Below are 14,801 nucleotides of genomic sequence, written 5' to 3'. Positions count from 1 at the left end.
CTTAGCCCGCCACGTCCAGCGCGACGGCGGTGCGCCGCTGGCGATAAATGAAGTACAGCGCTGTCAACACGGTCAGCCCGCTGACCAGCGCGCCGGTCCACGGCAAATCCGCCAGGTCCGCACCGCTGGCCACCACCAGGCCGCCGATCCAGGCCCCGGCCGCGTTGCCGAGATTGAAGGCGCTCTGGTTCAAGGTCGACCCCAGGTTCGGTGCCTCGTGAGCCTGATCGATGATCAGCAGTTGCAGGATCGGGCACAACGCAAAGGCGAAAGTCCCCCACAACACCAGTGTGATGGCTGCCGGAATGACCGAATGGCTGGTTTGCGTGAACGCTGCCAACACCACCAGTACGGCCAGCGCCATGCCCACCAGCGACGGCAACAAGCGGCTGTCTGCCAGGCGTCCACCGAGCATGCTGCCGGCGGTCAGGCCGACGCCGAATAACAGCAGCATAAGGGTCACGCCGTGGGGGCTGACGCCGGTGATGTCCTGCAGGATCGGTGCGATATAAGTGAACACGCTGAACAGGCTGGTCGAGGCCAACACGCTCATGCCCAGGGCCAGCAGCACATTGAGCTTGCCCAGTACTTTGAACTCGCTGGCCAGGTTGGCTTTATCCATCGCGATGTTCTTCGGCAGCCAGACCCACTGCGCCATCGCCGCGAGTACCCCGATCACCGACACCGCCCAGAAGGTCGAGCGCCAGCCGGCGTATTGCCCAAGTGCCGTGCCCAATGGCACGCCGAGCACGTTCGCCAGGGTCAGACCGGTGAACATCATGGCAATCGCCTGGGCCCGTTTGTTGGGTGCGACCAGGCCTGCGGCCACGACTGAACCGATGCCGAAAAATGCGCCGTGGCACAGGGCGGTGATCACTCGCGCGGCCATCAGCGTGGCGTAGTTTGGCGCCAGCGCGCAGAGCATGTTGCCGAGGATGAACATCAGCGTCATGCCCAGCAGCGTGGCTTTGCGCGGCATGTTGGCGGTGCCGATGGCGAGGATCGGTGCGCCGAACACCACGCCCAGGGCATAGCCGGTGATCAGCAGTCCGGCATCTGGAATGCTCACGCTGAGGTCGCGGGCGACGTCGGGCAACAGGCCCATGATGACGAATTCGGTGGTGCCGATGCCGAAGGCGGCAACAGCCAGTGCAAGCAAAGCGAGTGGCATGCGCAAGGTCTCTGTCGGTAGTCTTGACGCTGTGATCAGGCATACGCAGGCCGACGACCGTTCTCGATGAGGGCGGGCCGGGCAGGATTTTTATTGGAATTAGTCTGTGCGCAACTGAGTGCGGCGTGGTCGCTTGCAGTATAAACAGCCACTGAAATATGGCGAATCAATTCTCTACCCGAACCCTGTAGGAGTGAGCCTGCTCGCGAAAAACTCAAACATGACGCGTTTGTCCAAGGTGCGCGCGTCATCGTTGACGACCTTCGCGAGCAAGCTCGCTCCTACAGGGGGCGGGACAAAATAAGGAGTGGGCCGTGCTTGCGACGGCGTTAGTGTTGGTGGCGGCGCTGTTGCACGCGGCGTGGAATACCCTGATCAAATTCAGTGCCGAGCGGCTGCTGGTGGTAGCCTGCATGGACACCGTGGCGTTGCTGTTTGTCGCGTTGATGGTGCCGTTCCTGAACGTGCCGCCGCTGGAAATCTGGCCATGGATTTTGGCGTCCGCGGCGTTCGAGTTGCTCTATCGCTATTTGCTGATCCAGGCCTATCGGGTCGGCGACCTCGGGCTGGTCTATCCATTGATGCGCGGTCTGTCACCGCTGGTGGTGCTTGCGCTGACCCTGATTTTTGCCGGGGAAGTGCTGACCCACCAGCAGATTTTCGGAATCCTGCTGATCCCGTTCGGCATGTTGTGCCTGCTCTGGCAGGGCGGTGGCGGCGCGCGTTTACCGTGGTCGATGCTGCCGGTGGTGGCGCTGATCGGCCTGTGCATCGGCAGCTACACCTACATTGACGGGCAGGCGTTGCGGCGCTGGTCGCACCCGCTCGATTACCTGGTCTGGGTTACATTGCTCAGTGCCTGGCCGTTTCCGTTGCTGGCCTGGGTGAGCAAGCGTGCGGCCTTCAAATTGTTTTGGCGCGAGCAGTGGCGACTGGGCCTGGCGGTCGGGTTTTGCGTGTTGTTCAGCTACGCTCTGGTGCTGTGGGCGATGCAGATGGGGTCGATTGCCGAAGCCGCGGCACTGCGCGAGATCAGTGTGATTCTGGTGGTGCTGTTTGGCATGCGCTACTTGAAAGAACCTTTTGGCGGGCCGCGGTTGCTCGCCTGTAGCCTGGTAATGATCGGCATATTGGTGATGAAATTTTGATCACCCCGATGCAATGGGTTTCTCTATAACTTGAAAGAAAGGACGGTGTTATGACGGTGGCTCTGTGGTGCATCTTGATCGCGATTTTCCTGCCGTACGTGTGTACGGGGGTGGCCAAGGCCAGTGGCGGGTACAGGCTCAAAGACAATCATGACCCCCGGGATTTTCTCGATTCCCTGGAAGGCTTGGGCCGGCGGGCGCATGCGGCGCAGTTGAACAGCTTCGAAGTGACCCCGGCGTTCGCCGCGGCGGTCATCGTGGCGCACCTGGCCGGCAATGCCGAACTGGTCACGGTCAATGTGCTGGCGGTGTTGTTCATCACCAGTCGCCTGCTCTACATCATTTGCTACCTGGCGGACTGGGCCATATTGCGGTCGCTGGTATGGTTCGTGGGGATGGGGTTGATTGCGAGTTTCTTTGTGGTGTCGGTCTAAGAAATCCTCAGGGTTTTTGCCGGCCCCATCGCGAGCAGGCTCGCTCCTGCAAGGACTGCGCAAAACCTGTAGGAGCCGGCTTGCCGGCGAAGGCGGTGTCGACTGAAACACCGCTTTCGCCAGCAAGCCGGCTCTTACAAAATACGTCAGTTTTTCACGGCATCCGCCACCTGAGGCACTTGCGGCAACGCCGCACCTTTGGGCCAAAGCATCCAGATCTGCCCCTGCTGTTTCATGTCCCCGGCCAGTTGCCCGGCCGTCTCGCCAGTGCCCCAGAACAGATCCGCCCGCACTTCGCCGGCAATCGCGCCACCGGTGTCCTGTGCCGCTACGGGGCGTACCAGTGCCGTGCCGTCCGGCTTGGTGGTGGATAGCCACAGCAGGCTGCCCAACGGAATCACCTTGCGATCCACCGCCGCGCTGTAACCGGCAGTCAATGGCACGTTCAACGAGCCGCGTGGGCCTTCGTTGCTGTCGGGGTTGCGGGTGAAGAACACATAGCTCGGGTTGCTGCCGAGCAGCTCGGGAATCCGCGACGGATTGGCCTTGGCCCAGGTGCTGATCGCACCCATGGTCACGTCTTCTTTTTTCAACTCGCCTTGCTCCACCAGCCAGCGGCCGATTGGCCGATACGGGTGGCCGTTCTGGTCGGCGTAGGCGATGCGCAACTGCCGACCGTTATCGAGCTGGATTCGACCCGAGCCCTGGATCTGCAGGAATTGCAGGTTCATCGGGTCGGTCAGCCAGGCCACGACCGGCGCCTTGACCCCTTTGCTTTCGATGGTGGCCGCGTCGTCGTACGGCTTGAGCACGCGACCTTCGAGACGACCGCGCAAGCGCTTGCCCTTGAGTTCCGGGTAAAGGCTGTCGAGGGCAACGATGATCATGTCGTCGGGTACGCCGTACACCGGCACGTTCGCCACGTCGGTCTGGGTCAGGCTGCCGGGATAGACCGGTTCGTAGTAGCCGGTGATCAGGCCGTTCGGGTTGTCATTGGCGGCGCGCAGGCCATAGACATCGAGGTTCTGCTTGAGAAAGCCGCGGATGTCGCCGGCGGTTTGCGGCACGTTGGCCGCCGCCGCGCAGGTACCGCCCCACACCGGGTCGGCCTTCAGGCGCGTGCAGGCGCTGCGCCACGAACCGAAGCCGGCCACGAGGTCGCTGTCGGACACCGCCGGCAGCGCTTCCCACGTGGCGCTGGCGTAAGTGGCCAGGGCGTGGGTTTTCGGTTGCTTGTTTTCGCCACCGGTGCAGCCTGCGAGCAGGGCTACCATCGGCAGGGTCCAGGCCAGGCGCTGTCGCCATGCCTTGAAACGGCTGTTCATCAAAGTGTTCCTTTCTGGGTTGCCTGAAAGTTTCATGTAATTAGCAACCCGTATTGATAGTAGGGGGATTGGTCTTTGCCGATGACGCGAGGATACTGGCCGCCGTTTCCCGTGACCTGAAGCCACCATGACTCTTAAAAGACTTTCTGTTGTATTGCTGGCCTGCCTGACGTTGTCCGCGTGTGGCGGTGTCGACCCCAACTCGCCGCTCGGCCAGCGCAAGGCCATTTTCAAGCAGATGCTCAAGACCGGCGAAGACCTGGGCGGCATGTTGCGTGGACGCATCCCGTTCGACGGCCCGAAGTTTGCCGAGGGTGCGGTGAAACTCGATGCGCTGGCCCATGAGCCGTGGAAACATTTCCCGCAGGTGCGCGAGGAAGATCACACCAGCGCCAAGAGCGACGTCTGGGAACAGCAGGCACGCTTTCAGGGCATGGCTCGCGACCTTGAAGCCGCCACCGGTGAACTGGTAATCGCCAGCCAGGTTCAACCCTACAAGGCCAGCAACCTGGGGCCGGCGGTGCAGAAAGTCGAAGACGCTTGCAGTGCGTGTCATAAGGCGTTTCGGGATCATTGAGCGAAGCTGCAGATCGTGTAGGAGCTGGCTTGCCAGCGAAGCTCTTGGCGGCCTCCAGGCCCCTTTCGCTGGCAAGCCAGCTCCTGCAGATTACTTATCCAGCTCATCCAGGGCATCCTGCAATTCCTTGCGGGCTTCGGCGAGTTTGTCTTTGCGCTTGTTGATCTTGTCGGGGTCGCCTTTGCTCATGGCCTTGTCGAGGTCGGCCTGACGCTTGCTGACTTCGTGCTTGGCGTCGAGCACCTTGTTTTCCCGTTCTTTCTTCAGCGAGGCGTCGGTGCAGTTCGCTTCGACTTCGCTCAGGGCTTTTTCCAGGCCCGCCTGCTGGTCGGCGTTGCCGTGGGACTTGGCCAGCTCGATCTGGTTGACGATGCCTTGCTTCTTGGCGGCGCAACCGGTCAGCCCCGGCGCTTCCTCGTCGGCCATCAACGGGGTGGCCAGCACGCTGCAAAGGGTCAACAGGACGAGCGGTGAAAGAAATTTCATAAAAGCTCCATGTAGGAAAGCAAGCGTGCCGGTGTGGCGATGGCTTGTTGGAGCCCGACGGTCCGTTGGGGTTCCCGTCGGGCGCAGGGCTGGCCGCTAAAAGCCGTCAATCCCTGCATCACGTAGTGTTTCACTCAAGGCCAGGACGTGCGGATCGCGGAAAAAAGCGTTCAGCTGTGCCGCGCGCCCCGGCCCGATACCCGTCTCGGCCTGCCATTGTTCGATGTCTCGCTGCGCCAGCGCCTGCCATGAGCCGCCGAGAGGTGCCTGGCCGGTCGGCGGCAATCCCAGGGCTTTGAGCCAGTGCGCGAACGGGCGTTGCCGGGCCTGGTTGAAACTGTCTGCAACACGAGCGGCACTGCGCTCGCCGAAACCGTCAATGTTAGCAAGCTCTTGGGCATCGAGGGTCAACCAATCCAGCAGGTCGTTCAAGCGACCTGTTGCAAGAAGTTTTTCCCAGGTGCCCGGCCCCACGTGCGGCATCGCCAATCCCTGCTTGCCGCTGAGCCAGGCCAGGCGTGCGAGAAACTGGCTTGCGCAGCCCGGGCTCGGTTGCCAGCAGCTCAAAAAGTGAAAGTCTGCTACCTGTGGCTCGCTCAATTCGATGCGTTCGCTGCTGCGCAGTACGACGCTGTCGAGCCTGGGAATGGTCAGCCCGGCCAGACTGATGGCGACCTGATCCCCCGGACGAATGTCCAGCGCCTGCCAGCGTTGCAGGGAGCTGACGCTGACCCGTTTGATCTGCCGGTCATCGAGCCTCACCGGGACCAATTCCAGTACCGGGGTGATGCGCCCGGTTCGGCCGACCTTGAAGTGAATCTGGCGGACTTCGGCCAGTGCCTGGGCGAACGGGTATTTCCAGGCGATGGCCCAATAGGGTGGCTTGGCCTGCCAGCGTTCGGCGGCCGGGCGGCGGTTCTGGCGCAGGACGATGCCATCGCTGGCAAAGGGCAGGGGCGAGCGATACCAGTGTTCGCGCCAGCGCTCGGCGTCGGCAATGTTGCCGACGGGCTGGCTGTGGGCCGTGGTGTCAGGGAAGCCCAGCATCCGCAGTGCCGCAGCACGGGCAGGCAGACTGGCCGGGCCTTGTGGCCAGTCCCAGACAAACAGGTCTATGCCGGCAGTTTGCTCGGCGCTCAAAACCTTGCGCGCCATCAGGCCGGCCACGGTCGCGCGGGCGTTGACGCTGCCGGACCGGGCTTGCACATGGTCGCTCAAGCGCCAGTACAGTTCACCTTGTACGAGCAGATCCAGCGGCTGCGACAGTTGTTGGGGGATGGCAGGAATCTGCCGCGCCGCAATCGTCCAGTCCTGGCCATTCACGCCGTCGCCGCGGCTGATGGCCTGAGTCAGCAAGCCGCGTTGGTAAACCAGCGTGACCGCCACGCCGTCGACTTTTGGTTGGGCCCAAACGTCGGCGCGCTCACGCAGCCATTTTTCCACCGCTGGCTGATCGTGCAGTTTGTCCAGGCCGGTGTGGACAACGGGGTGGGGGATCGTTCCGCGCGCGATGCGCAAGGAGTCTGCCGGTGGCGCGAGGTTGAAGCATTGTTGCCATTGGGCGAGGCGCTTGCGGGACTGGTCGTAGAGTTCGTCGGCGACCAGCGAGCGACCCTGGCGGTGGTAGCTGTCGTCCCAGTGGTCGATTTGTTTTTGCAGGTTACCGACTTCATTGAGGGCTTGCTCGGGTGGCCAGTTCGGGCACTCGGCGGCGTTGGCGGTCAGGCAGGCAATGGTCAGTAGGTGGGCGAAAAACAGGCGCAGGTTGGGGAGCATCGTGAGCGTCCTTGCTCAAGGGGATGCATGAAGGCTAGGTCAGTGTGGGGTGGCGCGACGAGGGGGTGTTTTGCCGGGTGTTTCTGGTGGCATGGCGGGCCTCTTCGCTGGCAAGCCAGCTCCTACGGTAGGCGGTGGTGTTCTGACTCGTTCACAGCCCTGTAGGAGCGAGCTTGCTCGCGAAGGCCGCAACACGGTGTAAAGCCATGCCAACAAAAGCCCCGCAGGGCGCAAACCGTGCGGGGCTTTCGGGTGTTGCGGGCGGGTCTTACAGGCCAGCAGCAGAACGCAGGGCGTCGGCGCGGTCGGTTTTTTCCCAGGTGAACGTGGTGAAGGTGTCTTCGCCAACGGTCTTGGTCTGCGGGGTGCGACCGAAGTGGCCGTACGCAGCCGTTTCCTGATACATCGGGTGCAGCAGGTCGAGCATGGTGGTGATCGCGTATGGACGCAGGTCGAACACTTCGCGGACCAGTTTGACGATCTTGTCATCGCTGATCTTGCCGGTGCCGAAGGTGTTCAGCGAGATGGAAGTCGGCTGGGCGACACCGATGGCGTAGGACACCTGAATCTCGCAGCGCTCGGCCAGGCCGGCGGCAACGATGTTCTTGGCCACATAACGCCCGGCGTAGGCGGCCGAACGGTCAACCTTCGATGGATCCTTGCCGGAGAACGCGCCGCCGCCGTGACGGGCCATGCCGCCGTAGCTGTCGACGATGATCTTGCGACCGGTCAGGCCGCAGTCACCTACCGGGCCGCCAATGATGAACTGGCCGGTCGGGTTGATGTGGAACTGGGTGTCTTTGCTCAGCAGTTCGGCAGGCAGTACGTGCTTGACGATCAGCTCCATCACGCCTTCGCGCAGGTCTTTGTACGACACTTCAGGGTTGTGCTGGGTCGACAGGACAACGGCGTCGATACCGACAACCTTGCCACCTTCGTAACGGCAGGTGACCTGGGACTTGGCGTCCGGACGCAGCCAAGGTAGCAGGCCGGATTTACGGGCTTCGGCCTGGCGCTGTACGAGTTGGTGCGAGAAGGTGATCGGTGCAGGCATCAGCACGTCGGTTTCGTTGCTGGCGTAGCCGAACATCAGGCCCTGGTCGCCGGCGCCCTGATCTTCAGGCTTGGCACGGTCGACACCTTGGTTGATGTCCGGGGACTGCTTGCCGATGATGTTCATCACGCCGCAGGTAGCGCCGTCGAAGCCGACGTCGGAGCTGGTGTAGCCGATGTCGCTGATCACGTCACGAACGATCTGCTCCAGGTCGACCCAGGCGCTGGTGGTCACTTCACCGGCAACGATGGCCACGCCGGTCTTGACCAGGGTTTCCACGGCTACGCGAGCGTGTTTGTCCTGGGCAATGATGGCGTCCAGCACCGCATCGGAAATCTGGTCGGCGATTTTGTCCGGATGCCCTTCAGACACGGACTCGGAGGTGAAGAGGGAGTATTCGCTCATCTCGATGTTTTCCTGAATTTACCGATGGTGAGTGTCGCCAGCCGGTCGCTGAAAATGGCGGACCTGGATCTGGAAACCATTGCGTAAGCCTACGTAGAGGCTTTCCCCGGGAGCGAGTCCCGCAGCGGTGGCCCAACGGGCCAAATCGTCCTGTTCAAACCCCAGCCAGAGATCACCGCAGGCCTCCTTGGCCCAACTCTGGTTGTGGCTACATAACTCTGTCACCAACAGGCTACCGCCTGGTTGCAGCAAGTGGGCCATGTGCTTGAGCGCATCGGCTGGCGCGGCAAAATGGTGCAGCACCATGTTCAGTACCACGCAGTCGGCCTTGAGGCTGACGCCGTTCAATGCATCGGCCAGTTGCAGGCTAACGTTAGTCAGCTGTTCGCGTTCGCAGACCTGGCGTGCCAGTTCGAGCATCGCCGTGCTGTTGTCCAGCGCCGTGACCTGCGAGAAGCGGCGTGCCAGTTCGGGCAGGAAGGCGCCGTCACCGGGGCCGACTTCGATGGCCGTGGCGTCTTTGCCGAAGCTCAGCTTGTCGAGCAGGGCCACCACGCTTTCGCGGTATTGCGGCAGGCCGGCGATCAAGTCTTGCTGGGCGCGAAATTTCTCCGCGACCCGTGAGAAAAAGTCCTGGCTGGCCGCCGCACGCTGCCCGTGGACCTGGCCGATGCGCGCCTGTACATCGGCCGGCAACGCCAGGTTGTCCACTTCGTCGAGCAGCGCGGCATGCAGCTTGCCGCCCAGCAGCTCGGTGTGGGGCAGGGCGCGACGGTAGAAAATCGCGTTGCCTTCGCGGCGCGTCGCCACCAACTCAGCCTGGGCCAGGACCTTGAGGTGGTGGCTCATGCCTGACTGGCCGATGCCGAATATCTGCGCCAGTTCCAGCACGCCGAACGAGTCGTTGGCCAGTGCGCGCAAAACATTCAGCCGCAGAGGATCGCCGCCAGCCTTGCACAAGGCTGCCAGCTCATCGCAATCGTCATGTTGAATGGAGGGCACGCGTAAATTCATAAGGCCGGCAGTCTAGTCACGGGTCGGATGCACCGCAAGGGCAATATCAAAAAGTTTTGATATTGCTCGATAGATGGCACTTCTCACCGGCTGGTTAACTCTACAAACGAACGGCGGAAAGGTTTCACCAACTGAAAGCGCCGTAATCCGTTGGAAAAACGCCTCCAGATGACTATCTGTCATTGCCCCGAGGCGACCGGGTGAGGGAAAATGCTCGCCTTTTTTCCGTTTCGTTTTATTCACACTTGATTCAGAACCTCCAGGAGATCAGCGATGCCTAGCCGTCGTGAGCGTGCCAACGCCATTCGTGCCCTCAGCATGGATGCCGTGCAAAAAGCCAACAGCGGCCACCCAGGTGCCCCCATGGGTATGGCGGATATCGCCGAAGTTCTTTGGCGTGACTACCTGAAGCACAACCCGAGCAATCCATCGTTCGCCGACCGTGACCGCTTCGTGCTGTCCAACGGCCACGGCTCGATGTTGATCTACTCGCTGCTGCACCTGACCGGCTACGACCTGTCGATTGACGATCTCAAGCAGTTCCGTCAACTGCACAGCCGCACCCCGGGCCACCCGGAATTCGGCTACACCCCGGGCGTGGAAACCACCACCGGCCCACTGGGCCAGGGCCTGGCCAACGCCGTGGGCTTCGCCCTGGCTGAAAAAGTCATGGCGGCGCAGTTCAACCGTCCCGGCCACAACATCGTCGATCACCACACCTATGTGTTCCTGGGTGATGGCTGCATGATGGAAGGCATTTCCCACGAAGTCTCTTCCCTGGCCGGAACCCTGGGCCTGGGCAAGCTGATCGCCTTCTACGATGACAATGGCATCTCCATCGACGGCGAAGTCGAAGGCTGGTTCACCGACGACACCCCGAAGCGCTTCGAAGCCTACAACTGGCAAGTGATCCGCAACGTTGACGGTCACGATCCGGAAGAGATCAAGACCGCCATCGAGACTGCCCGCAAGAGCGCGCAGCCGACCCTGATCTGCTGCAAGACCACCATCGGTTTCGGTTCGCCGAACAAGCAGGGCAAGGAAGACTGCCACGGCGCCCCACTGGGTGACGCGGAAATCGCCCTGACCCGCGCTGCGCTGAAGTGGAACCACGGTCCGTTCGAAATCCCGGCAGACATCTACGCCGAGTGGGACGCCAAGGAAGCAGGTCGTGCTGCCGAAGCCGAGTGGGACCAGCGTTTTGCTGCCTACTCCGCTGCATTCCCGACCGAAGCCAACGAGCTGATTCGTCGCCTGAGCGGTGAGCTGCCAGCTGACTTCAGCGAAAAAGCCTCGGCCTACATCGCCGAAGTCGCGGCCAAGGGCGAAACCATCGCCAGCCGTAAAGCCAGCCAGAACGCGCTGAACGCGTTCGGCCCACTGCTGCCTGAGTTCCTCGGCGGTTCGGCGGACCTGGCCGGTTCCAACCTGACCCTGTGGAAAGGCTGCAAAGGCGTGACCGCCGAAGACGCCAGCGGCAACTACATGTACTACGGCGTGCGCGAGTTCGGCATGACCGCGATCATGAACGGCGTTGCCCTGCACGGCGGCCTGGTGCCTTACGGTGCAACCTTCCTGATGTTCATGGAATACGCCCGCAACGCGGTCCGCATGTCGGCGCTGATGAAGCAGCGCGTGATCCACGTCTACACCCACGACTCCATTGGTCTGGGCGAAGACGGCCCGACTCACCAGCCAATCGAGCAACTGGCCAGCCTGCGCTGCACGCCGAACCTCGACACCTGGCGTCCAGGTGACGCGGTGGAATCGGCGGTGTGCTGGAAGTACGCACTGGAGCGCAAGGACGGACCTTCGGCCCTGATCTTCTCGCGTCAGAACCTGCAGCACCAAACCCGTGACGCCGGCCAGATCGCCGACATCAGCCGTGGTGGTTATGTGCTCAAGGACTGCGCAGGCGAGCCTGAGCTGATCCTGATCGCCACAGGTTCCGAAGTCGGCCTGGCGGTTCAAGCCTTCGACAAACTGACCGAGCAGGGCCGCAAGGTCCGTGTGGTTTCCATGCCTTGCACCAGCGTGTTCGATGCTCAGGACGCCGGCTACAAGCAAGCGGTCCTGCCGTTGCAGGTCAGCGCCCGTATCGCCATCGAGGCCGCTCACGCGGACTACTGGTACAAGTACGTGGGCCTGGAAGGCCGCGTGATCGGCATGACCACCTACGGCGAGTCGGCCCCTGCGCCGGCCTTGTTCGAAGAGTTCGGCTTCACCCTGGAAAACATCCTGGGTCAGGCTGAAGAGCTGCTGGAAGACTAAGCACGAAAGCGGTGATTTCACGATCACCGCGTTCCCCTGTAGGAGCTGGCTTGCCAGCGAAGGCGTCCGTTCGGTCGACAGTTATGTTGAGCTGATGGCCTCTTCGCTGGCAAGCCAGCTCCTACAAGGGTTGTGTCGTACTTGCGCCTTAATCGAGAACCCCCATGCCTCAACCGCGTCCCTACAAAGTTGCACTCAACGGCTACGGCCGGATTGGTCGTTGCGTCTTGCGTGCGTTGTTCGAGCGAGGCGACAAGGCCGGGTTCGAGATTGTCGCGATCAACGATCTGGCCGACATGGCCAGCATCGAATACCTGACACGCTTCGACTCCACCCACGGGCGTTTTCCCGGGGAAGTGAAGGTCGACGGCGATTGTCTGCATATTAATGGCGACTGCGTGAAGGTCCTGCGCAGTGCCACCCCCGAAGGCATCGATTGGGCGTCCCTTGGCGTCGATCTGGTGCTGGAGTGCTCCGGCGCTTACCACACCCGCGAAGACGGCCAGCGTTTTCTCGACGCCGGTGCGCCGCGGGTGCTGTTTTCCCAGCCGATGGCCAGCGAGACGGACGTCGACGCCACCATCGTCTACGGCGTGAACCAGGATTGCCTGACCGGCGACGAACTGTTGGTGTCCAATGCGTCCTGCACCACCAACTGCGGCGTGCCGCTGTTGCGCCTGCTCAACCAGGCGATTGGCCTGGACTATGTGTCGATCACCACTATTCACTCGGCGATGAACGATCAGCCGGTCATCGATGCCTATCACCACGAAGACCTGCGCCGCACCCGTTCGGCGTTCCAGTCGGTGATCCCGGTGTCCACCGGTCTGGCGCGCGGCATCGAACGGCTGTTGCCGGAACTTGCCGGGCGAATCCAGGCCAAAGCCGTACGGGTGCCGACGGTCAATGTGTCCTGCCTCGATATCACGATGCAGACCGCGACTGCGACCGACGCCACCGAGGTCAACCGGATTCTTCGCGAAGCCGCTACCAGCGGCCCGCTCAAGGGCCTGTTGGCCTACACCGAGTTGCCGCACGCCAGTTGTGATTTCAACCACGACCCACATTCGGCGATTGTCGATGCCAGCCAGACCCGCGTTTCCGGCCCCCGGCTGGTGAACATCCTGGCCTGGTTCGACAACGAATGGGGGTTTGCCAATCGAATGCTGGACGTTGCAGATCACTACCTGCAAATAGCTTCATCCAAAAAAACTGCTCTCTAAACAGCTACCCAGGAAATGCGACCCATGACCGTGTTGAAGATGTCCGACCTCGATCTGCAAGGTAAGCGCGTATTGATCCGCGAAGACCTCAACGTCCCAGTCAAGGACGGTGTTGTCACCAGCGACGCGCGAATCCTGGCTTCGCTGCCGACCATCAAGCTGGCCCTGGAAAAAGGCGCGGCCGTGATGGTCTGCTCGCACCTTGGCCGTCCGACCGAAGGCGAGTTCTCGGCCGAGAACAGCCTCAAGCCAGTTGCTGAGTACCTGAGCAAGGCTCTGGGCCGTGAAGTGCCGCTGGTGGCCGACTACCTGGGCGGCGTTGACGTCAAGGCCGGCGACATCGTGCTGTTTGAAAACGTGCGCTTCAACAAAGGCGAGAAAAAGAACGCTGACGAACTGGCCCAGCAATACGCCGCCCTGTGCGACGTGTTTGTGATGGACGCCTTCGGCACCGCGCACCGTGCCGAGGGTTCGACCCACGGCGTGGCCAAGTTCGCCAAGGTCGCTGCTGCAGGTCCCTTGCTGGCCGCCGAACTGGATGCACTGGGCAAGGCCCTGGGCGCTCCGGCCCAACCGATGGCCGCCATCGTTGCCGGCTCCAAGGTCTCGACCAAGCTCGACGTACTGAACAGCCTGAGCGAGATCTGCGACCAACTGATCGTCGGCGGCGGCATCGCCAACACCTTCCTGGCCGCGGCCGGTCACCCGGTTGGCAAGTCGCTGTACGAACCGGACCTGCTGGACACCGCCCGCGCCATCGCCGCCAAAGTCAGCGTACCGCTGCCAGTGGACGTCGTGGTTGCCAAGGAATTCGCTGAAAGCGCTGCGGCCACCGTCAAGCTGATCGCGGACGTGGCTGCCGACGACATGATCCTGGACATCGGCCCGCAAACCGCGGCCAACTTCGCCCAATTGCTGAAGTCGTCCAAGACCATCCTGTGGAACGGCCCGGTCGGTGTTTTTGAATTCGACCAGTTCGGCAACGGCACCAAAGTGCTGGCCAAGGCCATCGCCGACAGCGCCGCGTTCTCTATCGCCGGCGGTGGTGACACCCTGGCCGCCATCGACAAGTATGGTGTGGCCGAGCAGATCTCCTACATTTCTACCGGTGGCGGCGCGTTCCTTGAATTCGTCGAAGGCAAGGTGCTGCCAGCCGTTGAAGTCCTGGAAAGCCGGGCCAAGGCCTGAGGGTCGCCTGTTTGACCAGGCAAGGGAGTGTTGAAATGGTCAAGACGCTAGCGCTGTTGATCGTCGCAGGTTCGCTGGTGGCATGCGGGAGTAACCCCAAGGCCACCCCGGAACCTGCGCCGTCCGAGTCGGACAAGGGCTGTTACCAGGCTGACTGGCAGGCCGAGACCAACCCGGTGCTCAACAAGCGTTCCGGGCCCGAAGGCCTGGACAAATACGAGACCAGGACGCCCGCCAAGGAACATGGTTGCCCTTGATGGGTCTGACACATTACTCAGGACTGGCGGCGTACGCCGCCAGTCGAGGGACACGGATGAAAGGTTTTATCGCCGTTACGGCGCTGGCCCTGTTGGCCGGTTGTGCTCAGCTGGATCAGTTGAACCCGTTCCAGTCGTCCGCGCCTGTGGATAACTGGACCACCTGGACCTGCGACAGCCAGGCCAGGGTGCTGTGGCGCTATACCGACGACAGCCTCAGGGAAGTCGACGTGCGCCTGGGTGGTGCCGATCAGGTCTACCGCTTGAAGCAGGAGCCGGGCGCCTCGGGTTCGCTGTACAGCAATGACATGCTGGCGTTTCACATAAAAGGTGAGGAAGGCCTGGTTTACTGGGTCGCCACCAACGATTTGATCGGCCGTGGCTGCAAGGCCGAATAACAGATGTACCCCCTGTAGGAGCTGGCTTGCCAGCGAAGAGGCCCTTGAGGCATAGGGTGCCTTGGATGACGCCT

At 62.0% G+C, this 14,801-nt stretch carries 14 protein-coding genes; 8 read left to right on the top strand and 6 right to left on the bottom strand.

Annotated features, from left to right (window positions below; all coding sequences use genetic code 11):
* Window position 1: 1 nt before the first annotated feature.
* On the bottom strand, window positions 2-1,171 hold the full coding sequence (locus tag J1D76_RS05800) for an MFS transporter (RefSeq protein WP_421137446.1): 1,170 nt from the start codon (window positions 1,169-1,171) through the stop codon (window positions 2-4).
* A gap of 314 nt (window positions 1,172-1,485) precedes the next feature.
* On the opposite strand from J1D76_RS05800, the gene J1D76_RS05795 reads away from it, so the two are divergent.
* Both J1D76_RS05795 and J1D76_RS05790 read left to right on the top strand, forming a co-directional pair.
* Window positions 1,486-2,319 carry an EamA family transporter gene (locus J1D76_RS05795; RefSeq protein WP_421137445.1) on the top strand — a complete coding sequence of 278 codons (834 nt, stop codon included), beginning with the start codon at window positions 1,486-1,488 and terminating at the stop codon, window positions 2,317-2,319.
* A gap of 50 nt (window positions 2,320-2,369) precedes the next feature.
* Window positions 2,370-2,753 (top strand): MAPEG family protein, encoded by a 384-nt coding sequence (locus J1D76_RS05790; protein ID WP_421137444.1) that lies wholly within the window; start codon window positions 2,370-2,372, stop codon window positions 2,751-2,753.
* 146 nt (window positions 2,754-2,899) lie between these two features.
* Here the strand turns inward: J1D76_RS05790 and J1D76_RS05785 are convergent, their stop codons facing one another.
* Entirely contained in the window at window positions 2,900-4,078 is a 1,179-nt protein-coding gene (locus tag J1D76_RS05785; protein ID WP_421137443.1) for a murein transglycosylase A, read from the bottom strand.
* 127 nt (window positions 4,079-4,205) lie between these two features.
* On the opposite strand from J1D76_RS05785, the gene J1D76_RS05780 reads away from it, so the two are divergent.
* The gene (locus J1D76_RS05780; protein ID WP_421137442.1) at window positions 4,206-4,655 is read left to right on the top strand and encodes a c-type cytochrome; all 450 of its coding nucleotides are present in this window, start codon (window positions 4,206-4,208) and stop codon (window positions 4,653-4,655) included.
* Between the two features lie 90 nt (window positions 4,656-4,745).
* On the opposite strand, the gene J1D76_RS05775 is transcribed toward J1D76_RS05780, so the two are convergent.
* The 4 genes from J1D76_RS05775 to J1D76_RS05760 form a co-directional block, all read right to left on the bottom strand.
* The gene (locus J1D76_RS05775) at window positions 4,746-5,141 is read right to left on the bottom strand and encodes a DUF1090 domain-containing protein (protein WP_421137441.1); all 396 of its coding nucleotides are present in this window, start codon (window positions 5,139-5,141) and stop codon (window positions 4,746-4,748) included.
* Window positions 5,142-5,237: 96 nt separating this feature from the next.
* A complete protein-coding gene (gene ligB / locus J1D76_RS05770; RefSeq protein ID WP_421137440.1) occupies window positions 5,238-6,917 on the bottom strand; it encodes an NAD-dependent DNA ligase LigB in 1,680 nt (559 codons plus the stop codon).
* A gap of 268 nt (window positions 6,918-7,185) precedes the next feature.
* On the bottom strand, window positions 7,186-8,376 hold the full coding sequence (metK, locus tag J1D76_RS05765; RefSeq protein WP_421137439.1) for a methionine adenosyltransferase: 1,191 nt from the start codon (window positions 8,374-8,376) through the stop codon (window positions 7,186-7,188).
* A gap of 18 nt (window positions 8,377-8,394) precedes the next feature.
* Window positions 8,395-9,390: an ArsR/SmtB family transcription factor gene (locus J1D76_RS05760; RefSeq protein ID WP_421137438.1), complete on the bottom strand. Its 996-nt coding sequence runs from the start codon at window positions 9,388-9,390 to the stop codon at window positions 8,395-8,397.
* 273 nt (window positions 9,391-9,663) lie between these two features.
* Between J1D76_RS05760 and tkt the strand changes: the two genes are divergently transcribed.
* The 5 genes from tkt (at window position 9,664) to J1D76_RS05735 (ending at window position 14,727) form a co-directional block, all read left to right on the top strand.
* A complete protein-coding gene (gene tkt, locus J1D76_RS05755) occupies window positions 9,664-11,661 on the top strand; it encodes a transketolase (RefSeq protein WP_421137437.1) in 1,998 nt (665 codons plus the stop codon).
* A 164-nt stretch (window positions 11,662-11,825) separates the two neighbouring features.
* Complete coding sequence (gene epd, locus J1D76_RS05750) at window positions 11,826-12,884, top strand: erythrose-4-phosphate dehydrogenase (protein ID WP_421137436.1); 1,059 nt, start codon at window positions 11,826-11,828, stop codon at window positions 12,882-12,884.
* A gap of 24 nt (window positions 12,885-12,908) precedes the next feature.
* Window positions 12,909-14,072, top strand: a complete 1,164-nt coding sequence (locus tag J1D76_RS05745) for a phosphoglycerate kinase (protein ID WP_421137435.1) — start codon at window positions 12,909-12,911, stop codon at window positions 14,070-14,072.
* Between the two features lie 35 nt (window positions 14,073-14,107).
* On the top strand, window positions 14,108-14,329 hold the full coding sequence (locus J1D76_RS05740; protein WP_110658732.1) for a hypothetical protein: 222 nt from the start codon (window positions 14,108-14,110) through the stop codon (window positions 14,327-14,329).
* Window positions 14,330-14,385: 56 nt separating this feature from the next.
* Window positions 14,386-14,727: an MliC family protein gene (locus J1D76_RS05735; protein WP_421137434.1), complete on the top strand. Its 342-nt coding sequence runs from the start codon at window positions 14,386-14,388 to the stop codon at window positions 14,725-14,727.
* Window positions 14,728-14,801 lie beyond the last annotated feature (74 nt).

It is taken from the genome of Pseudomonas sp. NFX15 (genome assembly GCF_049132105.1).
GTDB lineage: Bacteria > Pseudomonadota > Gammaproteobacteria > Pseudomonadales > Pseudomonadaceae > Aquipseudomonas.
Note: the sequence above shows the minus strand (reverse complement) of the source record. Positions and strands in the feature narration are given on the sequence as shown.